Origin of the sequence: Stenotrophomonas sp. GD04145 (genome assembly GCF_029835135.1) — a bacterium.
GTDB classification, from domain to species: Bacteria; Pseudomonadota; Gammaproteobacteria; order Xanthomonadales; family Xanthomonadaceae; genus Stenotrophomonas; species Stenotrophomonas maltophilia_P.
The window spans coordinates 18,119-38,631 of sequence record NZ_JAODZG010000009.1 but is presented as its reverse complement, the minus strand read 5'-3'; the positions used below and the strand labels follow the sequence as shown (position 1 = coordinate 38,631).

Below are 20,513 nucleotides of genomic sequence, written 5' to 3'. Positions count from 1 at the left end.
CGCACCGGCCACGTCCCGATTGTGTCAGATATCCAGGTTGGCGACCTTCAGTGCGTTGTCTTCGATGAAGTCGCGACGCGGCTCGACGACATCGCCCATCAGGGTGCTGAAGATCTGATCGGCGGCCACGGCGTCTTCGATGCGTACCTGCAGCAGGCGGCGGGTATCCGGATTCACGGTGGTATCCCACAGCTGTTCCGGGTTCATTTCACCCAGGCCCTTGAAGCGCTGGATCTGGCGACCGCGCTTGGCTTCATCCAGCAACCAGTTCTGCGCCTTCACGAACGAATCGACCTCGATCGACTTGGCACCGCGGGTGATGGTCGCCCCCTCGCGTACCAGGCCATGCAGCAGCTTGGCTGCCTGGTGGATCGCGCGCAGTTCGCCGGTTTCCAGGGCCGAAAGCGGCAGCACCTGGATGTGCTCTTCGCCCATGTGACGTCGGGTCACCAGCACGGCCGCGGGGCGCTGCTCATTGGCCTCCTGCAGTTCCAGGCTGAAACGCGGGCTGCCCAGGCTGCCCTGGTTCAGGCGCCTGGCCAGCGCGTCCAGGCCTTCACCTTGGCCGGCATTGCGCAGGGTGTCCTGTTCCAGTGGCATGAAGTCGACCAGCGCTTCGAGCAGGTTGCGATCGTAGCGATGCGCATTGCGTTCGATCGCGTCCTGCGCGGACGCGTAGGCCAGCAGCAACTTCTCCAGGGCAACGCCCTCGATGCCGGGCTCGCCGGCGGCCGGCACCAGCGACGCGTTCTCCACCGCGCTGCTGGCCAGATAGCTGTCCAGCGCCGGATCATCCTTCAGGTACAGCTCCTGCTTGCCCTGCTTGATCTTGTACAGCGGCGGCAGGCCGATGTAGACGTAGCCGCGCTCGATCAGCTCCGGCATCTGACGGTAGAAGAACGTCAGCAGCAGCGTGCGGATATGGGCGCCGTCGACGTCGGCGTCGGTCATGATGATGATCTTGTGGTAGCGCAGCTTGTCCGGGTTGTACTCATCACGGCCGATGCCGGTACCGAGCGCGGTGATCAGCGTGCCGACCTGGTCGGACGACAGCATGCGGTCGAAGCGCGCACGTTCCACGTTGAGGATCTTGCCGCGCAGCGGCAGCACCGCCTGGTTCTTGCGGTTGCGACCCTGCTTGGCCGAACCACCTGCCGAGTCACCCTCGACGATGAACAGCTCGGACAGCGCCGGATCCTTCTCCTGGCAGTCGGCCAGCTTGCCCGGCAGGCCGGCGATATCCAACGCGCCCTTGCGGCGCGTCAGGTCACGAGCCTTGCGGGCCGCTTCGCGCGCGCGCGCGGCATCGACGATCTTGCCGGCAATCGCCTTCGCTTCGTTCGGATTCTCCTGCAGGAATTCTTCCAGACGCTGGCCGAAGGCACTTTCCACGGCCGGACGCACGTCCGAGCTGACCAGCTTTTCCTTGGTCTGGCTGGAGAAGCTGGGATCGGGCACCTTCACCGACAGCACCGCGATCATGCCCTCTCGCATGTCATCGCCGGTCAGGTTGATCTTTGCCTGCTTGGCGATGCCGTTCTGCTCGATGTAGTTGTTGAGCACACGGGTCAACGCACCGCGGAAACCGGCCAGATGGGTGCCGCCGTCCTTCTGCGGAATATTGTTGGTGAAGCAGTACATCGTTTCCTGGTAGGAATCGGTCCACTGCAGCGCCACTTCCACGGTGATGCCGTTGGATTCGCCGCTGACCGCGATGACGTTCGGATGCAGCGGCGTCTTCAGCTGGGCCAGATGCTCGACGAAACTGCGGATGCCGCCTTCATAGTGGAAGTCGTCGCGCCGGCCATCGCCGCGTTCGTCCGCCAGCACGATCTTGACGCCGGAGTTCAGGAACGACAGTTCACGCAGGCGACGGGCCAGGATGTCGTAGTGGAATTCGACGTTGTCGTGGAACGCGACGGTCGACGGCCAGAAGCGCACGGTCGTGCCGCGCTTGGTGGTGCTTTCCAGCTTGGCCAGCGGGCTGACGGCAGCGCCGTTGCTGAATTCCTGCTGGTAATGGAAGCCGCCCTGGAATACGTCCACCAGCAGCTTCTGCGACAGCGCATTGACCACGCTGACACCCACACCATGCAGGCCGCCGGAAACCTTGTAGCTGTTGTCGTCGAACTTGCCACCGGCGTGCAGGACCGTCATCACCACTTCGGCTGCCGAGACTTCGCGGCCCAGCTTGGCGCTCATCTGCTCATGCTTGCCGACCGGAATACCACGACCGTTGTCGGAGACCGACACCGAACCGTCGGCGTGGATCGTCACCGCGACATGGTCAGCATGACCGGCCAGCGCCTCATCGATGGAGTTGTCGACCACCTCGAACACCATGTGGTGCAGGCCGGTACCGTCATGGACGTCGCCGATGTACATACCGGGACGCTTGCGGACAGCCTCCAGGCCTTCCAGGGCGGTGATGCTGTTGGCGTCGTAATTGCCATTGTTTACCGGGGTGTTCTGTTCGTCGCTCATTGCGCTTGCCGTAGGCTCCGCAGGTCGGGCACCACAGGAAGCGGTGCGCCGAGAATGAAAGGATTGCAACCCGAATTATACCAGCCAGGGTCGAGCGGCCCTGTTGTACGCACTATGGCACAGCCACGATCTGTCCATGTTCCACGTGGAACCGGGTGATGTCGGTCAGCGCCTGCAGCGCGGCCGGCGTTTCGGTTGCCGTGACGAAGATCTGCGCCGGGCCGGCAAGCAGGCGCTCCAGCACCCGCGCCTGGTGGGTGCGATCCAGTTCGGAGGCCAGATCGTCCAGAGCAATGACCGGCCATTCCCCGCGCTGTTCCGCATAGTCTTCGGCCTGGGCCAGCAGACACGCCAAGGCCGTGAGTTTGGCCTGGCCGCGCGACAGCGCGTCCCGCCCTGGAATATGGCTGAAGTCCACGCTCCAGTCCGCCCGATGGGGCCCAACGGATGTATAGCCCGCCTGCCGGTCCCGCTCGCGTGCCAGCAGCAGTGCATCGGCCAGCGGCAGTTCGTGGCGGCGCCATCCCGGACTCAGGTCCAGCGCCTGGATACCCAACTGGGGGGCAAGACTGGCCGCCAGCGCGATGGTGCGCTCCTGCAGCCGCTCCAGATAACGCTGACGTCGGCTGGTCAACGGTTCGCCGGCCTCTGCCAGTTCGTGATCCCACGTATCGAGCATCCTTGCTGGCCCTCCCTGTTTGAGCAGGGCATTGCGCTGCTTGAGCGCCCGTGAGTAGCGGCGCCACAGGGAGAGAAAATCCGGTTCCACGTGGAACAATCCCCAATCGAGGAAACGGCGACGGGGCTCACCACCACCGCTGACCAGAGCATGGCTGCCCGGCTCGAACGTCACCACCGCCAGTGCAGCACATAGATTGCCGAGCTGGCTGACATCTTCACCATCCAGACGTCCCTTCCAGTCCTGTCCAGTATGGCGGAGACCGGCCTTGCGGCGGTGCGGCGATGACTGGGCGCGCTGTTCCTCCCATTCCACAAAGATGTCCAGCGCATCCTGGCCCTGGCGGACCAGGCCGTCGCGCACCCGACCACGAAAGCTGCGCCCGTAAGCCATCAGATGCAACGCCTCCAGCACACTGGTCTTGCCGGCCCCGTTATCGCCCGTCAGCAGATTCAATCCCGGTTGTGGCGACAGATCCACCACGGCGAAGCGGCGCAGATGGTGCAGGACGAGGCGACGGATCTGCATGGGGTGCGAAGGACCATCCGCACGAAGCGGTAGAGGGGCAGGGAATCCATCAGCTTACTGCATCGGTCAAGTCCGCCGTTGGCATCAGGCTATCGCCCTGCAGACCATGGCGCGGTTGCGAACGTGTCCTGACCGGCTTACGGACGACGGCCCGCAAAAAACCTGCCGCATTTCCTTGAAATCTGCGCACCAACACCCGTGGCGGTTCCACAGATTTCAAGAATTTCAAGCCAGCGGTTTCACGCTATGCACAGCGGCCCGGTATTACTTATACACAAGGTATGGGCAATCTGTGGATAAAAAAGCCGCTTTGGCCCTGCCTGAAATCTATCCACAGGTTCCCCCCCAGCCCCAGGCGCCGATATGCAGGGGGTTTCAGCACATTAAAAACCAATAAAATCAATGAGATGACCCTGTTTTCCACGAAATCTGGCTCTACCATCACGACCTAGCTTTAGATTTATACCCAGATTTAGAAGCTAGGGAGGGCATAGAGCGCCCGCAACGACGTCTGTGGATAGTGGCGTCAGCAACAGTAACAACTACGCGGATCCAGACAGCCAGAACAGCTACAGGCATCTGTCACACAGGGGACTGGCCTGTTGCAGCGCGATGGAGAACAGGAATGCTCCACGTGGAACCGCAAAAAAAAACGCCCGGAACGTTCCGGGCGTCTTCTGGTTCCACGTGGAACAGCGCAACCGTCAGAGACGCAGCGGCATCACCACATGGCGGGACTTCTCGCTGCTGGACTCGCGCACCAGCGCCGACGAATTGGAGTCGCGCAGCTGGATGATGACCTCTTCGTCGCGCAATGCGGACAGGGCGTCCAGCAGGTAATTCACATTGAAGCCGATGGCCAGATCGCTGACGGTGGTATCGGCTTCGATCTCTTCCTGCGCTTCTTCCTGTTCCGGGTTATGCGCGCTGATCTTCAGGTTGCCCGGCGAAACTTCCACGCGGATGCCGCGGTACTTCTCGTTGGACAGGATGGCCGCACGCTGCAGCGAGGCACGCAGTGCCTCACGGTCGACCTTTACCTCGCGGTCGGCACCAATCGGAATCACGGCTTCATAGTCCGGGAAACGACCGTCAATCAGCTTCGAGGTGAACGTGACATCGTCCCGCTTCACGCGGACGTGGCTGCGGCCGACCTCCAGCTCGATCTCCCGGTCGCCGCTCTCGAGAAGGCGCTGCAGCTCGGTCACGCCCTTGCGCGGCACAATGATCTGTCGCTTGGAGCCGCTGGGCTTGGCCAGATCCGTTTCACACAGGGCGAGGCGGTGTCCGTCGGTGGCCACCGTACGCAGCGCATCGCCACGCAGGTCGAACAGCAGGCCGTTGAGGTAGTACCGCACGTCCTGCTGGGCCATCGCGAACGCAGTGCGTTCAATCAGCTCCTTCAGGGTCGCTTCGCCGATCGCCACGCGCTCGGTGGCTTCCACCTCGTCTACCGAGGGGAAGTCGTTGGACGGCAGCGTTGCCAGGGTGAAGCGGCTGCGACCCGCCTGCACGGTGATCTTGTCACCGGTCTGCGAGACGGTGATCCGGCTGCCATCGGGCAGGGCGCGGATGATCTCGAACAGCTTGCGCGCCGGAATGGTGGTTTCGCCGTCCTGGGCATCTTCAACCGCGATCCGCGACACCATCTCCACTTCCAGGTCGGTACCGGTCAGCGAAAGCTGGCCGTTCTGCACCTGGACCAGGAAATTGGCCAGAACCGGAAGGGTCTGGCGGCGTTCGACCACGTTGACGACCTGTGCCAACGGCTTGAGAAAGGCTTCGCGCTGCAGTGTGAAACGCATGTGGTTCCGTGCCCCTATGCTTTAAAAAATGTGGAATAAATCAAAAGCTTGGTGGTGCTGGTAGAGACAGAATCGCTGGAAAACAACGTTAAGTCTTTGTAATAAAAAGGATTTCTGGCCTCGAAACCCTCTGTATTACCGCCCCCCAGAGGGTGGGGAAAGCTGTGGATAAATTCCACGCGTTGTCAGGCGCCTTTTTTATCCACAGCTCATCCCGCGCTTGCTACCGGATTCTGCACCGTTTTGTGCGATGACGCCTCATCGGCGTCCGTGCATCATTCGCTCAGCTTCCGGATCAGCTTGTCCCAGTCCTCGCGGAGCTTGCCGTCGGTTTCCATCAACGTCCGGATCTGACGGCAGGCATGCAGCACCGTGGTGTGGTCGCGACCGGCGAATGCGTCGCCGATCTCGGGCAGGCTGTGCTCGGTCAACTCCTTGGTCAGGGCCATGGCGACCTGGCGCGGACGAGCCAGCGATCGAGTGCGGCGCTTGGACAGCAGATCCTTGATCTGCAGTCCGTAGTAGTCGGCAACGGTTTTCTGGATGTTGGGAATGCTGATCGCCTGCTGCTGGGCGCGCAGCAGGTCACGCAGGGTTTCCTGCGCGAACTCGGTGGTGATCGCACGGCCGGTGAAGTTGGCGCGGGCGGTCAGGGTATTCAGCGCGCCCTCGAGGTCGCGCACATTGGAGCGCATCTTCTTGGCGATCAGGAACGCAACATCATCGGGAATCTCCGCACCGCGTTCGCGCGCCTTGGCCAGCACGATCGCCGCACGGGTCTCGAAGTCAGGCGGTTCGATTGCGACCGACAGTCCCCAGGCAAGCCGCGACTTGAGGCGCGCTTCCAGCCCTTCGACCTCACGCGGGTACCGGTCACAGGTCAGGATGATCTGCTGCTTGCCGTCGAACAGGGCGTTGAAGGTGTGGAAGAACTCTTCCTGGGTGCGATCCTTGCCGGCGAAGAACTGGATGTCGTCGATCAGCAGCGCGTCGACCTGCTGGAACTGGCGCTTGAACTGATCCATGGTCTTTTCCTGCAAGGCCCGGATCATCGCGCTGAAGAACTGTTCCGAGCGCAGGTACAGCACCTTCGCACCCGGATTGGCCTGGCGCATGGCGTTGCCGGCGGCGAACATCAGGTGGGTCTTGCCCAGTCCGGTGCCTCCGTACAGCAGCAGCGGATTGTGTGCGCGATCGCCCGGTTTCTGCGCTGCCTGGAACGCAGCGGCGAGGCCGAGCTGGTTGCTGCGGCCTTCGACGAAGTTGGCGAAGGTGTAATGGCTGTCCAGATTGCCGGCGAACGGCACCTGGGGTTCGCTGGCTGCGTGCGCCGAATGCGTGGAAACCGGCGTGGTCTGCGCCTCTACCGGGCGCGGACGGGAGCCGATTTCAAGAAAAACGTCGCTGAAACCAGCGAAATGCGCCAGCAGCTCGCGGATGCGCGGCAGGTACAGCTCGCGCACCTGGTCGACGATGAAGGCATTCGGTGCATACAGCACCAGGCTGTCCACGCGCAGATCGGCCTGCAGCGGCTTCAACCAGGTGTGAACGTCTTCAGGCGGGAACTCCGCTTCGAGGCGTTCGAGACTACGGGACCAGGCATCCATCAGCAATAATCGTCCGATGGCCGGGGTGGGGGCGCGACAAGGCGCCCAAACACAGGCCGGAAAGGGGGGAAATGGATGGCTCAGACTACCACCGAGCGCCCGCCTTCGGAATGCTTGTCCCCTACTTATTCACAAAAACATCCACAGCTATTGCACAGGCCGGTGAATTCGCGTAGTCCCCAGGGCTTGACGCGGGGTGGGGTACCTCTCTAGAATTTCCGGTTCTTTCCGTCCCATTCATACGAGAGGCCCCAATGGCCACCAAGCGCACCTACCAGCCCAGCAACCTCAAGCGTAAGCGCGACCACGGCTTCCGTGCCCGTATGAAGACCGCTGACGGCCGCAAGATCCTGTCGCGTCGCCGCGCCAAGGGCCGCAAAGTCCTGAGCGCCTGATTGCCATGCCGCACATCGCGGCAGACGCAATCCCTTCGACAGTGAATACTGCAGACCCGCGCAAGCGATTCCCTCGCTCTGCGCGGGTTCGCACGCGTGCCGAATACTCAACGGTCTTCAACGGCGCCCGCCGTGTGTCCGATCCGCTGATGACCCTGCACTGGCTGCCGGCTGACCGGCCGGCCAGGCTGGGTCTGGCGGTTTCCCGCAAGGTCGATCCGAACGCCGTCGGGCGCAACCGGATCAAGCGCGTCCTGCGCGACATCCTGCGTCAGACACGAACCGATATCCAGCCAGGCGACTTTGTCGTCGTGGCCCGTAGTGCTGCGCGTCACGCCAGCAATGACGACATCCGCCAGGCCTTCCTGCGCCTGCTGCGCCGCCTGCGTGCATTGCCCGCGCCGGGCGTGGACGGCACAATGCCGCCGCCTGATGGCATCGCAACTCCCTCTTTGACCGAGCCGGCACCGCGTTCCGGCCCCGCCGAGCCTGTCCGCTGATGAACCAGACCCGCGTATTTCTCATTTTTGCCTGGCTGATGGTGGCCGTGCTGCTGTGGATGGAGTGGAGCCGCGAGCAGGCCGCTCCGACCCCTGCTCCGACGACCCGTTCTGCCCCGGCCGCGGCGCAGACCGTGCCGGGCGCCGCCGCAGGCAGCGTTCCCAGCGCCCAGGTGCCGGCGGCCCCGGGCCAGGCGCCCACGCAGGCCCAGGCCAGCGCGACCCCGGCCGCCCAGCGCGTGACCGTCACCACCGACGTCCTGCGCCTGGTACTGGACGGGGGCCGCGTGCTCGACGCCGAGCTGCTGCAGTTCCCGCAGACCAAGGATGAAGGCAGCCCGCCGGTCCGCCTGCTGACCGAAGATCCCGCGCATCCGTACAGCGCGATCAGCGGCTGGGCCAGCCAGGACAAGAACGCCCCGGTGCCCGGCGCCGACGGCTTCAAGCTGGTCGGTGACACCCGCGACTTCGTGCTGGCCAAGGGCCAGAACGAACTGCAGATCCCGTTCGTGTGGACCGCCGACAACGGCGTGACCATCAAGCGCACCCTCACCGTCTCGCGCAACGAGTACGCCGTGCGCTTCAAGGATGAAGTCAGCAATGCCGGCGCCACCACGTGGAACGGCTACGTCTACCGCACCCTGGACCGCACCCCGACCATCCTGTCGCGGAGCATGACCAACCCGGATTCCTTCAGCTTCAACGGCGCCACCTGGTACGACAACGACAAGAAGTACCAGCGTCGTGCGTTCAAGGATTACCTGGAGGACGGTGCGCTGAACCAGAACATCACCGGCGGCTGGCTGGCGATGCTGCAGCACCACTTCTTCACCGCGTGGATCCCGCAGAAGGACCAGGTCGCCCACTACGTGCTGTCGCAGGTGGACGGTCGTGACCTGATCGAAGCGCGCGGACCGGCCTTTACCCTGGCCCCGGGCCAGTCCACCAGCACCGAAGCGCGCCTGTGGGTCGGCCCCAAGCTGGTCAACCTGATCGCCAAGGAAGACGTGCCGGGCCTGGACCGCGTGGTCGACTACAGCCGTTTCTCGATGATGGCGGTGATCGGCCAGGGCCTGTTCTGGGTGCTCAACCAGGTGCACAAGCTGGTCGGCAACTGGGGCTGGGCGATCGTCGGCCTGGTGGTGCTGCTGAAGCTGGTGCTGTACCCGCTGTCGGCCGTGCAGTACAAGAGTGGCGCCAAGATGCGCCGCTTCCAGCCGCGCATCCAGCAGCTGAAGGAACGCTATGGCGATGACCGCCAGAAGTTCCAGACTGCGATGATGGAGCTGTACAAGAAGGAAAAGATCAATCCGATGGGCGGCTGCCTGCCGATCCTCATCCAGATGCCGATCTTCTTCGCCCTGTACTGGGTGCTGGTGGAGTCGGTCGAACTGCGCCAGGCGCCGTGGCTGGGCTGGATCCAGGACCTGACCGCGCGTGACCCGTACTTCATCCTGCCGGTGATCAACGTGGCGGTGATGTGGTTCACCCAGAAGCTCACGCCTGCGCCGGGCATGGACCCGATGCAGCAGAAGATGATGCAGTTCATGCCGCTGGTGTTCGGCGTCATGATGGCCTTCATGCCGTCCGGCCTGGTCCTGTACTGGGTGGTCAACGGCGGCCTGGGCCTGCTGCAGCAGTGGTGGATGACCAAGCGCCATGGCGGCGACCCGGTCCCGGCCACCGCCGCATCGGCTCCGGTCAAGAAGAAGTAATCGGTAGAGTCGGCCGCTGGCCGGCTGACCACAGCAGAAGCCCGCCGCAAGGCGGGCTTTTCGCATGAGGCGGTAGAATTCCGCGCGTGCGCAACCGGAGACGTTCCAAGCGATGAATGAGGCAGCCCGCACTGACACCATTGTCGCCATCGCCAGCGCGCCAGGTGCAGGTGGCGTCGGCATCCTGCGCCTGTCCGGCCCGCGCGCCGCCGCCATCGCCAACGCACTGGGCGCAACCGGCCTGCGCCCACGTCACGCGCATTACGCGCGCCTGCGCGACGCCGAAGGCGAGGTGATCGACGATGGCATCGTGCTGTGGTTCCCGGCACCGAACAGCTTCACCGGCGAAGAAGTGGTGGAACTGCAGGGCCATGGCAGCCCGGTGTTGCTGCAGCAACTGGTTGCACGCTGCATCGCGCTCGGCGCGCGGCAGGCGCGGCCCGGTGAGTTCAGCGAGCGCGCCTTCCTCAACGGCAAGCTCGATCTGGCCCAGGCCGAGGCCATCGCCGACCTGATCGCTGCGGGCGACAACCGCGCCGCGCGTGCTGCCCGTCGCTCGCTGGACGGGGTGTTCTCGCGCCGCATCGACGCCGTGGTCGAGCAGCTGGTGCTGCTGCGCGTGCATGTGGAAGCGGCCATCGATTTCGCCGATGAGCCGCTGGATACGCTGGGCGGCGCGCAGGTGCGCCGCGGGCTGGAACTGGCACGCAGCGACCTGGCCCTGCTGCGCCGCGATGCCGAGCGTGGCCGCCGCCTGCGCGATGGCCTGCACGCGGTGCTGATCGGCCCGCCCAACGCCGGCAAGAGTTCATTGCTCAATGCGCTTGCCGGCAGCGAACGCGCCATCGTCACCGACATCGCCGGCACCACGCGCGACACGCTGCGCGAGACCATCCGCCTGGATGGACTGGAGCTGACCCTGGTCGATACCGCCGGCCTGCGCGACGGTGGCGACGCCATCGAACGCGAAGGCATGCGCCGCGCGCGCGTGGAGATCGAACGCACCGACCTGGCGCTGATCGTGCTGGATGCGCGCGATCCGGCGGCGGGCGAGGCGGCCATCGGCGAAGCGGTGCGGGCTGTGCCGCACAAGGTCTACATCCACAACAAGTCAGATCTGCTGCAGGCCGGCCCAACCGTGGACGATCCGGACCGTGTGTTCGTTTCGGCCGCCACCGGTGCAGGACTCGACGACCTCCACGCGCGCCTGCGCGCGATCGCGTCGGCAGGCGCGGGCGAACAGGTGGACGGCGAGTTCTCCGCGCGCACCCGCCACGTGGATGCAATCGAGCGTGCGCAGGAACACGCGCAGCGCGCAGATGGTGAGCTGGCCCACGAACACCTGGAACTGGCGGCCGAAGAGCTGCGGCTGGCGCATGACGCGCTGGGTGAGATCACCGGGCAGATGAGCGCCGATGACCTGCTGGGACGGATCTTCTCCAGCTTCTGCATCGGCAAGTAAGCCGGGGTCAGATTCCCGCAGGGGCTCCGACCCCAGGTCCCCCACCTGTCACATTGCCGCCGCATACTGCCGCCCATCACCTACCGTTGGGGGACGTTGCAGTGAAGTCGTGGGGTTGTGCGTTGCTGTTGTCGCTGGCCGTGGCACCATCGGTGGCCATGAGTGCTGAATCTTCTCTCCCGGCCGCGGCCAGGGCGTCGGTCTATGGTCATCGCGGCGCCAGCGCGCTGCTGCCGGAACACACCCTGGCTGCGTATGCACAGGCCATCGCCGACGGAGCCGACTACATCGAACCGGACCTGGTGATGACCAGGGACGGGGTGATGGTGGCCCGCCATGAGAACGAGATCGGGGGCACCACCGATGTCGCTTCGCATCCCGAATTCGCCAGCCGCCGCACCCGCAAGGTCATCGACGGGCAGACGGTGGACGGATGGTTCACCGAAGACTTCACCCTGGCCGAACTGAAGACGCTGTACGCGCGCGAACGCCTGCCCGACCTGCGCAGCACCGCCTACGACGGCCAGTTCCGCATCGCCAGTCTCGATGAAATCCTCGCCTTCCTGGTCCAGCAGGCCGGCCGCGCCAATCGAGGCATCGGTCTGGTGCCGGAGATCAAGCATCCGACCTACTTCCAGTCCATCGGTCTGCCGATGGAAGACAAACTGTTGGCCGCGCTGCGTGGCAATGCCTACACCAACGTCGGCCCGGTCACCATCCAGTCCTTCGAGACCGCCAACCTGCGTTACCTGCGCAGCAAGATCCCGCAGGACAGCAACATCCGCCTGCTGCAGCTGTTGTGGAAGGGCGATACCCAGCCGGCCGACGTCGCCAAGGCCGGGGGCACGCTGACCTACGCACAGATGATGACTCCTGCGGGCCTGAAGGACATCGCGGCCTATGCCGATGGCATCGGTCCTGAACTGCGCTCGATCATTCCGCTGGACGCCAACGGTGCACTGGGAACGCCGACCGCGCTGGTGCGCGATGCGCACGCGGCCGGCCTGATGGTGATCCCGTATACCTTCCGCCCGGAGAATCAGTTCCAGCCCAGCAACCTGCGCAGGGGGGCGGACAACGCGCGCAATGCCGAAGGCTCGATCGCCGAGATGCGCGCCTATCTGGCCACCGGCATCGATGCGCTCTTCACCGATGACCCGGCGCTGGGCCGGCAGGCGGTGGATGGCACTGGCGCGGCGGGCAACGCGGCGAACTGAAGCGTCAACGCCGCCGGGCATGGCCCGGCGCTACCCGGGGTACCGGGCGATGCCCGGCGGACCCATCCCCCCTCAGCCGCGCGGTTCGTCCGGCCGCCGGAACGGGATGACCACGTAATCCTGCCCTTCGCGCGGCTGCCACAGGACCGGCACACGGTGTGGCGACGGCGGCTCCAGTTCATCGTCGGCCAGCGGTTCTGCGTTGTCTTCCTCGTCCTCCCAGCTGTAGCGCGGACGCGGTGGCAGCGGGTCAGCGGTGCGGAACAGCAGCGCTGCGATGATGCCGGCGAAGGCGCCGCCCATGTGCGATTGCCAGGACACGCCGTCGGCATGCGGCAGGATGGTCATCAGCATGCCACCGTAGAACAGCATGCCGATCAGGCCGGTGGCGATGGCGGCGCGGTCGCGGCGCAGCAGGCCGAGGCCGGCGAGCAGGAACATCAGGCCGTGGGTCACGCCACTGGCACCCAGATGGACGCTGCCGGGATTGCCCAGCATCCATGCGCCCACACCCGATCCCAGCCAGAGCAGGGGCAGGGCGCGGACGGTGGCCCTGGGATAGACGCTTCCGGCCAGGGTGCCGAGGATCAGGATCGCGATGCTGTTGGCGGCGATGTGCTCGACCGAGGCATGCAGCAGCGGGCCGCCGAGCAGGCCGAGCAGGCCCTTGGCTTCCAGCGGCGCTACCGCCCAGGGGCGCCAGTCGAACGTGCCCTGCAGGGCGAACACGACCACCAGCACCAGCACGGCGGCCAGGCTGACATTGAACGCCCGCAGGATGCGGAGGCGGTCGTTGCGGGGGGCCGGCACGTCGCCGGCGGGCAGGGGCGCGTTGCTGTTCATACCTCAAGCAATGGCGGTGGCTGGCGCGAAACCAAGGCCACCGCTGCGGGAGAGTGGAAGCGGCCAGCGGGACAATCCCGCTGGCCATGTCTGCCAGCCGCGATCAGGCCTGGCCTTCGCCTTCCTTGGGCGGGTACTTCAGGCTCAGCACGACGGTGGCGGCAATGATCAGCGCGACCACGCCCAGCGAGACCGGGGTCGGGATTTTGAACAGGTCGATGATCATCATCTTGATGCCGATGAAACCCAGCACCAGGGCCAGGCCGTACGGCAGCAGGTGGAAGCGGTCGGCCATGCCGGCCAGCAGGAAGAACATCGCACGCAGGCCCAGTACCGCGAACACGTTGGAGGTCAGCACGATGAACGGATCGGTGGTGATCGCGAAGATCGCCGGGATGCTGTCCACCGCGAAGATCACGTCGGTGACGGCGATCAGGATCAGCACCGCGAACAACGGGGTGAACCAGCGCACGCCGTCGCGCTTCACGCTCAGGGCGTTGCCGGCGTACTCCGGCAGCAGGCGAAGGTGCTTGCGCATCCAGCGCAGGGCCGGGTTGCTCTCCAGGTCCGGCTCCTGTCCGGCGGCAAACCACATCTTCCAGCCGGTGAACAGCAGGAAGGCGCCGAACACGTAGAGCAGCCAATGGAACTGGCTGATCAGCACGCTGCCGGCGAAGATCATGATCGTACGCAGCACGATCGCGCCCAGGATGCCGATGATCAGCACTTTCTGGCGCTGTTCCTCCGGCACCGCGAAGTAGCTCATGATCATCAGGAAGACAAAGATGTTGTCCACCGCCAGCGCCTTCTCGACCAGGTAGCCGGTCAGGAACTCGAGACCGACCTTGTTGGCCACGACCTGGCCGGCCGTCTCATTCAGGTAGTACCAGAGGCCGGCGTTGAACAGCAGGGCCAGCGCGACCCAGCCGATGGACCACCACAGGGCCTCCTTGAAGGTGACCTTGTGCGGGCCACCATGGCGCATCAACACGAGGTCGACCAGCAGGGCGATGACCACCACCGCTGCGAAGCCGCCCCACAACCACATGTTACCGATCGTCTGCATTGGGAATGTCCGTTGGAAAGATGAATGCCAGGCCGGACGGCGAGGATCTGCAACGGAGGATCGGGAGGGGATCCAGGGACAGAGCTTCGCCAGTACGGCGAAGGTCTCGCTCGCAGTTCCAGTCGGCTGGAACTGCCGTTGCACCGGAGCCTGCGGGCTCGAAATGACGGCGACAACGTCTGGGAGCTACTCCCCTTCTGGCGCCAATTCTGCGGCCTGCCGCGTCCGCCGTCAAATGCCCGGGCACCGGGGGCGGATCCCCGCAGGGGCCCCGAGCCCATGTTCCCGCCAGAGAGGGGTCAGAGCCCCTGCGGGGATCTGACTCCCGGCGGCCGGTTTACAATAGGTGGATGAATACCCCCCTTCCCGTTGTCCGCCTCAAGAACGCGTGGCGCTCCAGCCACCCGTGGATCTTCCAGAAACTGGTCGAGAAGCCGACCGTCCGGCCCAAGCCCGGTTCCATCGTCGACGTGGTCGGCATCGATGGCGAGTTCATTGGCCGCGGGTTCTACAACGGGCACTCGCGCATTGCCGTGCGCATCCTTGAAACTGACCAGAACGTACCGGTGGATGCCGGCTGGTTCTCGCGCAAGATCGCCCAGGCAGTGTCGCTGCGCCGTGAGGTGCTCAAGCTCGACGCGGTGTCCGACGCCTGGCGTGTCGTGCACAGCGAAGGTGACGGTCTGTCCGGCCTGGTGGTGGACCGCTACGGCGACCTGGTGGTGGTCGAGTTCTTCGCTGCCGGCATGTTCCGCCACCGCGAATGGATCTACGATGCGCTGCGCGAGCAGTTCCCCGGCTGCCGCTTCCACAGCTTCGCCGACGAACACGTGCAGAAGCAGGAAAGCTTCGATTTCCACGGCAACACCACCACCGAAGCGTCGGTGATCACCGAGTACGGGATCAAGTTCCGCGCCGATCCGGCCGGCGCGCACAAGACCGGCTTCTTCGCCGACCAGCGCGAGAACCGGCAATGGCTGAGCCAGCAGGTGGAAGGCAAGAGCGTGCTCGACCTGTGCTGCAACACCGGCGGCTTCGCGGTCTATGCAGCGGCACGCGGGGCTTCGGACGTGGTCGGCATCGACATCGATGAAGACGTCATCCAGATCGCCAAGGGCAATTCGCGCCTGAACAACGTGCGCCCGAAGTTCATCCAGTCCGACATCTTCCCGTGGCTGCGCGATGCCGCCAACCGCGGTGAGCAGTACGACGTGGTGATCCTGGATCCGGCCAAGATGACCCGCGACCGCGACCAGGTGATCAATGCGCTGAAGAAGTACCTGGACATGAACAAGCTGGCGCTGGGCGTGGTCAAGCCCGGTGGCCTGTTCGCCACCTTCTCCTGCACCGGCCTGGTGGCCGAGGACCAGTTCCTGGACATGCTGCGCCGTGCGGCCTATTTCTCCGGTCGCACCCTGCAGATCCTGAAGGTTGCCGGTGCCGGCGCGGATCATCCGTTCATGGCCCATGTGCAGGAATCGCGTTACCTGAAGGCGGTGTTCTGCCGCGTGGTTGATTGACCGCGTGGCGCTGTAGAGCCGAGCCCACGCTCGGCTGATCTGTCTGGCAGCCGAGCATGCGCTCGGCTCTACAAATTGGCCGGCCGCAGCGCTATGGTCGGGTTCTTCCCATTGCCGGTAGGAACCCCATGCCGTCGTTGCGCCGTCTGTCCGTGCTGCTTGCCCTGGCGCTGAGCGCGCCGCTGACCGCCCATGCCATCGAGTTCAGCGCGCAGGAGCTTGCGCGTGCCAAGACATTGCAGCAGCGCCTGCTGACGCTCGACAGCCACCTGGATACGCCCGCCAACTTTGGCCGCACCGGCTTCGATATCGAACAGCGCCATGATCGCAATGCGCTGTCACAGGTGGACTACCCGCGCATGGTCGAGGGAGCACTGGACGGCGGGTTCTGGGCGATCTACACCGACCAGGGCGACCGCAGCGCCGCCGCCCACCTGGCCGAGCGCGATCACGGCCTGCAGCGCCTGCTGGAAATCCGCGAAATGGTGGCGGCCAACGGCGATCGGTTCGCCCTGGCCCTGACCGCTGACGATGCGGCGCGGATCAAGGCCGCCGGCAAACGCGTGGTCTACATCAGCATGGAGAACGCCAGCCCGCTGGTGGCCGACCCCAGCCTGCTTTCGTTCTATCACCGTGCCGGCCTGCGCCTGCTGAGCACGGTGCATTTCGCCAACAACGAGTTCGCTGATTCTGCGACCGATCCGAAGGGACCGGAGTGGAAAGGCCTGAGCCCGGCCGGCAAGGCGCTGGTGCGCGAGGCGGTGAAGCTCGGCATTGTCATCGACCAGTCGCATGCCTCCGATGCCGTGTTCGACGATCTGCTGGCGATGATGCCGGTGCCGTTCGTGCTCTCGCACAGTTCAGCCAAGGCGGTCTACGACCATCCACGCAACCTCGACGACGCGCGGCTGAAGAAGCTGGCCAAGGCCGGTGGTGTGATCCAGGTCAACGCCTATGGCGGCTATCTGATCGACACCGGCAAGACGGCCGAGCGCAAACAGGCCGAAGAAGCACTCAGCCGGCAGCTGGGAGGCTGGGAAGGCATGGGCATCGAGCAGGGCGTGGCCCTGTTGAAGGCCGAACAGGCACTGGACCACGAACACCCCGTCCGGCACGCCAGCCTGGAGGACTTCTTCGCCCACTTCGAGCACATCCTCCAGGTGGTCGGGCCCGAACACGTGGGCATCGGCCTGGACTGGGACGGCGGCGGCGGCCTGAGTGACCTGCCCGATGTCAGCCAGCTGCCGAAGATCACCGCGTGGCTGCTGCGCAAGGGATACACGGAACAGCAGATCGCCGGCATCTGGGGCGGCAATCTGCTGCGGGTGATGCGGCAGGCGCAGGACTACGCCGCCAGGCAGGGCGGGTAACCGCCCCGCCCGGGCCGGATCTGCGCCGGGCCGTGCCCGGCGCGGTCTGGGTCAGCGCGCGATCAGCGCATGGCGGCGGCTGTACAGGAAGTACAGCACCAGGCCCGCGACATTCCACAGCAGGAAGTACAGCTGCGTGGTGTGCGGCAGGCTGATGAACAGGTAGATGCAGCCCAGCGCGGCCAGTGGCCCGACGATGAAGGCCAGCGGCGTGCGGAAGGTTCGCTCGCGGTTCGGTTCACGCACGCGCAGCACGACCAGGCAGATGCCTACCGCGGTGAACGCCGCCAGGGTGCCGGCATTGGCCAATGCCGCGATCTCGTCCAGGCGTGCCACGCCGGCCAGGGCCGACACCACCAGCGCGGTGAACAGCGTGGTGGCCACCGGCGTACCGGTGCGCGCGCTGACCTTGGACAGGCCACGCGGCAGCAGGCCATCGCGGCTCATGACGAAGAAGATGCGGCTCTGCCCGTACAGGAAGGCCAGCAGCACGGTCGGCAGGGCGATGATCGCGATGACACCGATCACCATCGCCGCGGTGGGGTGGCCGAGCTGGCGCATGATCAGCGCCAGCGGCTCAGCGCTGTGGCCGAACACCGCGTAGCTCATCGCACCCACGGCGGCCAGCGCGACCAGCACGTAGACGATGGTGCAGCCGATCATCGAACCGATGATGCCGATCGACAGGTCGCGGCCCGGGTTCTTGGTCTCCTCGGCAGCGGTGGAGATCGCGTCGAAACCGTAGAAGGCGAAGAAGATGATCGCGGCGGCCGCCATCACGCCTCGCTCGACACCATCCGGACCCAGTGACTTGGCGAAGCCATACGGCATGAACGGCTGCAGGTTGCTGCTGTCGAAGGCCGGCAGTGCCACTGCCACGAAGATGGCCAGCGCGATCAGCTTGAACACCACCAGGATCGCGTTGAGGGTCGCGCTCTCCTTGGTGCCGGCCATCAGCATCAGGGCCACCAGCCAGGTGATGACGATCGCCGGCAGATTGATCATGCCGCCTTCCACGTGCGGACCCGCGGCCAGCGCGGCCGGCAGGGTCACGTCCCAGCCGAACTGGGTGTGGACCCACTCCAGGAAGCCGACGAAGTACCCCGACCAGCCCACGGCCACCGTGCTGACCACCAGCGAGTACTCCAGGATCAGGCTCCAGCCCACCACCCAGGCGAACACCTCGCCCAACGCGCTGTAGCTGTAGGTGTAGGCACTGCCGGCGGCCGGCATCATCGTCGACAGCTCGGCGTAGGACAGGGCCGCGCAGGCGCAGACCGCACCGGCGATGGCGAAGGAGATCAGGACAGCCGGGCCGGCGAGATTGGCACCGACGCCGATCAGCGTGTAGATGCCGGTACCGACGATGGCGCCGATGCCCAGCGCGATCAGGTGCGGCCAGCTGAGTGTCGGGACCAGTCGCCTGCCGGCTTCATGGACGGTGACGGAATCTAGGGACTTGCGCCGGAGCAGGGACATGCAGGCCTCGGAAGGGGTGACTGATAACGACAAGTCTCCGAGTGTGACCGAACGCAGCGCAGCATTACCACTGACGGGGGTCATGCCTGGCGCAGCGCGCGCATGACCGCGACGACACTGCCGGAATCAGCACAAAGGTTGCGGAACGGGCCCGACCGCCGTCGCCGTGCCGGTCAGCCGTTCAGTCCCAGGCGGATGCCGAAGCCGACCAGGAACACTCCGGCCACGCGCCGCAGCGCGTCGCTGACGCGCGGATGCTGGATCAACCGGCGCCGCGCCAGGTTGCCCACCCAGATCAGCAGCGAGCAGTAGGCGATGCTGACCACGAAGATGATCCCCGCCAGCGCGACGAAGGTGGCGATGCCCTGGTGCGCCCTGGGGTCGATGAACAGCGGCAGGAAGGCCATGTAAAACAGGATCGCCTTCGGATTGAGCAGGCTGACCAGGATCGCCTGCTGGAAGTAGCGGCCCGGCTGCATCCGGATCGGGCCGGCATCGCCGCCCTCCTGCCTGGGCGCGCGCAGCAGGCTGATGCCCACCCACACCAGATAGGCCGCGCCCAGGTACTGCACGGCGTGAAAGACCAGCGGGTTGGCCTTCAGCAGGGCCGCCACGCCGGCCAGGGCCAGCCACATCAGGATCTGGTCGCCGACCAGCAGGCCGGCCAGTGCGGTGTAACCACCGCGCACCCCGCCCCTGCCGGTGGCGGTCAACAGGGTGAACGTGCCAGGCCCGGGCAGGGCGAGGAACACCAGCACGGCGACCAGAAACGTCCACAGGTCCTGGATGCCCATCCACGGCATGGCGGTGTTCTCTCGCTACGGGGAGCCGGTATTGTCGGCCAGTGCCGCGCGCTGTGACAGGGGGCCGCCGCCGCCCTCGGGCATGCCCGACAGCAGCGGTTGCAGGTGCTGGCGCAGTTGCGCATGCAGCTGCCGCACCGCGGGCGAGAACTGCTTGCGGTGCGGGCAGACCAGCTGCAGTGGGATGTGGCTGCCCAGACCGCCAAGCAGCAGCTGCAGGCGCCCGGCGAGCACGTCCTCGCGCAGGTCCAGCCAGGACTTGTAGGTGATGCCCTCACCGGCCACCGCCCAGCGCCGTACCACATCGGCGTCGTCGCACACCAGCGGGCCCTGTACCGGGATCACCACGCGACGGCCGTCGACCTCGAAGGCCCAGCGGTCATAGGCGCGACCACCGAGCTGGTAGGCCAGGCAGTCGTGCTCGCGCAGATCCTCCAGACGCTGCGGCGTGCCGCGCCGCTGCAGGTAGCCGGGCGACGCCGCCAGCACGCGCCGGTTGCCTTCCAGCAGGGGCAGGGCGACATAGCTGGCATCATCGAAGTGCCCGATGCGGATCGCCACATCGACCGGATCGCGGAATACATCAGCCACTTCGTCGGACAGGCGCAGATGCAGCCGCAATCGCGGATGCATCGCACGGAACCGGGTCAGCCACGGCAGCAGCAGGTTGCGTCCGAAGTCCGACGGGGCAGAGAGCCGCAGCGTGCCATGCGGCTCGGCATCCTCGCCCTGCACCCGGGCCTGGCCTTCGCGCAGGGTCGCCAGCACCTCCTGCGCGTAAGGCAGGTACAGCGCGCCTTCGGCGGTCAGCCGCAGGCTGCGGGTGGTGCGCACGAACAGGCGCAGGTCCAGTTCGCGCTCGAGCCGGGCCACGGCGGCGGCGACCTGACCGGGCAGCAGGTCGGCCTCGCGCGCGGCCTGCGAGAAGCTGCCCAGCGCGGCGGTACGGACGAACAGCTGCAGGTCGTCGAAGCGGATCATTTTCATTGCAGGAGTGAAAGTCCTGCCCGATTGTGCGCCTTTCCGGCGGACCGTGCGCG

General features: G+C 65.5%; 16 protein-coding genes. 7 read left to right on the top strand and 9 right to left on the bottom strand.

Annotated features, from left to right (window positions below):
• Window positions 1-24: 24 nt before the first annotated feature.
• From gyrB to dnaA, 4 genes are all read right to left on the bottom strand, one after another.
• A complete protein-coding gene (gyrB, locus tag N7367_RS07170; protein ID WP_065182134.1) occupies window positions 25-2,484 on the bottom strand; it encodes a DNA topoisomerase (ATP-hydrolyzing) subunit B in 2,460 nt (819 codons plus the stop codon).
• A gap of 112 nt (window positions 2,485-2,596) precedes the next feature.
• Entirely contained in the window at window positions 2,597-3,691 is a 1,095-nt protein-coding gene (recF, locus tag N7367_RS07165) for a DNA replication/repair protein RecF (protein ID WP_279942068.1), read from the bottom strand.
• Between the two features lie 704 nt (window positions 3,692-4,395).
• Window positions 4,396-5,496, bottom strand: coding sequence for a DNA polymerase III subunit beta (dnaN, locus tag N7367_RS07160; RefSeq protein ID WP_005411731.1), 1,101 nt, complete (start codon window positions 5,494-5,496; stop codon window positions 4,396-4,398).
• Between the two features lie 275 nt (window positions 5,497-5,771).
• Window positions 5,772-7,103, bottom strand: a complete 1,332-nt coding sequence (gene dnaA, locus N7367_RS07155; RefSeq protein WP_180876229.1) for a chromosomal replication initiator protein DnaA — start codon at window positions 7,101-7,103, stop codon at window positions 5,772-5,774.
• 254 nt (window positions 7,104-7,357) lie between these two features.
• Between dnaA and rpmH the strand changes: the two genes are divergently transcribed.
• From rpmH to N7367_RS07130, 5 genes are all read left to right on the top strand, one after another.
• Window positions 7,358-7,498 (top strand): 50S ribosomal protein L34, encoded by a 141-nt coding sequence (gene rpmH, locus N7367_RS07150; protein ID WP_005411729.1) that lies wholly within the window; start codon window positions 7,358-7,360, stop codon window positions 7,496-7,498.
• Window positions 7,499-7,503: 5 nt separating this feature from the next.
• Window positions 7,504-7,998, top strand: a complete 495-nt coding sequence (gene rnpA / locus N7367_RS07145) for a ribonuclease P protein component (RefSeq protein ID WP_080375251.1) — start codon at window positions 7,504-7,506, stop codon at window positions 7,996-7,998.
• The gene (gene yidC / locus N7367_RS07140) at window positions 7,998-9,713 is read left to right on the top strand and encodes a membrane protein insertase YidC (RefSeq protein ID WP_065174067.1); all 1,716 of its coding nucleotides are present in this window, start codon (window positions 7,998-8,000) and stop codon (window positions 9,711-9,713) included. The genes rnpA and yidC overlap by 1 nt, the downstream gene beginning before the upstream one ends.
• 112 nt (window positions 9,714-9,825) lie before the next feature.
• Entirely contained in the window at window positions 9,826-11,175 is a 1,350-nt protein-coding gene (mnmE, locus tag N7367_RS07135; protein WP_279942067.1) for a tRNA uridine-5-carboxymethylaminomethyl(34) synthesis GTPase MnmE, read from the top strand.
• Between the two features lie 101 nt (window positions 11,176-11,276).
• Window positions 11,277-12,392: a glycerophosphodiester phosphodiesterase gene (locus N7367_RS07130; protein ID WP_279942066.1), complete on the top strand. Its 1,116-nt coding sequence runs from the start codon at window positions 11,277-11,279 to the stop codon at window positions 12,390-12,392.
• Window positions 12,393-12,464: 72 nt separating this feature from the next.
• On the opposite strand, the gene N7367_RS07125 is transcribed toward N7367_RS07130, so the two are convergent.
• Window positions 12,465-13,235, bottom strand: a complete 771-nt coding sequence (locus N7367_RS07125) for a rhomboid family intramembrane serine protease (RefSeq protein ID WP_053517228.1) — start codon at window positions 13,233-13,235, stop codon at window positions 12,465-12,467.
• A gap of 103 nt (window positions 13,236-13,338) precedes the next feature.
• Entirely contained in the window at window positions 13,339-14,301 is a 963-nt protein-coding gene (locus N7367_RS07120; RefSeq protein ID WP_053517229.1) for a TerC family protein, read from the bottom strand.
• Window positions 14,302-14,651: 350 nt separating this feature from the next.
• Between N7367_RS07120 and N7367_RS07115 the strand changes: the two genes are divergently transcribed.
• Both N7367_RS07115 and N7367_RS07110 read left to right on the top strand, forming a co-directional pair.
• Window positions 14,652-15,821, top strand: a complete 1,170-nt coding sequence (locus tag N7367_RS07115) for a class I SAM-dependent rRNA methyltransferase (RefSeq protein ID WP_279942065.1) — start codon at window positions 14,652-14,654, stop codon at window positions 15,819-15,821.
• Window positions 15,822-15,949: 128 nt separating this feature from the next.
• Window positions 15,950-17,191, top strand: a complete 1,242-nt coding sequence (locus N7367_RS07110; RefSeq protein WP_053517232.1) for a dipeptidase — start codon at window positions 15,950-15,952, stop codon at window positions 17,189-17,191.
• Between the two features lie 51 nt (window positions 17,192-17,242).
• Here N7367_RS07110 and N7367_RS07105 read toward each other — a convergent pair whose 3' ends face one another.
• The 3 genes from N7367_RS07105 to N7367_RS07095 all read right to left on the bottom strand — a co-directional run bounded on the left by N7367_RS07105 (window position 17,243) and on the right by N7367_RS07095 (window position 20,460).
• Window positions 17,243-18,670 (bottom strand): amino acid permease, encoded by a 1,428-nt coding sequence (locus N7367_RS07105; protein WP_053517233.1) that lies wholly within the window; start codon window positions 18,668-18,670, stop codon window positions 17,243-17,245.
• A 173-nt stretch (window positions 18,671-18,843) separates the two neighbouring features.
• Window positions 18,844-19,473: a leucine efflux protein LeuE gene (leuE, locus tag N7367_RS07100; RefSeq protein WP_193395670.1), complete on the bottom strand. Its 630-nt coding sequence runs from the start codon at window positions 19,471-19,473 to the stop codon at window positions 18,844-18,846.
• Between the two features lie 15 nt (window positions 19,474-19,488).
• Window positions 19,489-20,460: a LysR family transcriptional regulator gene (locus N7367_RS07095; RefSeq protein WP_279942064.1), complete on the bottom strand. Its 972-nt coding sequence runs from the start codon at window positions 20,458-20,460 to the stop codon at window positions 19,489-19,491.
• Window positions 20,461-20,513: the final 53 nt, after the last annotated feature.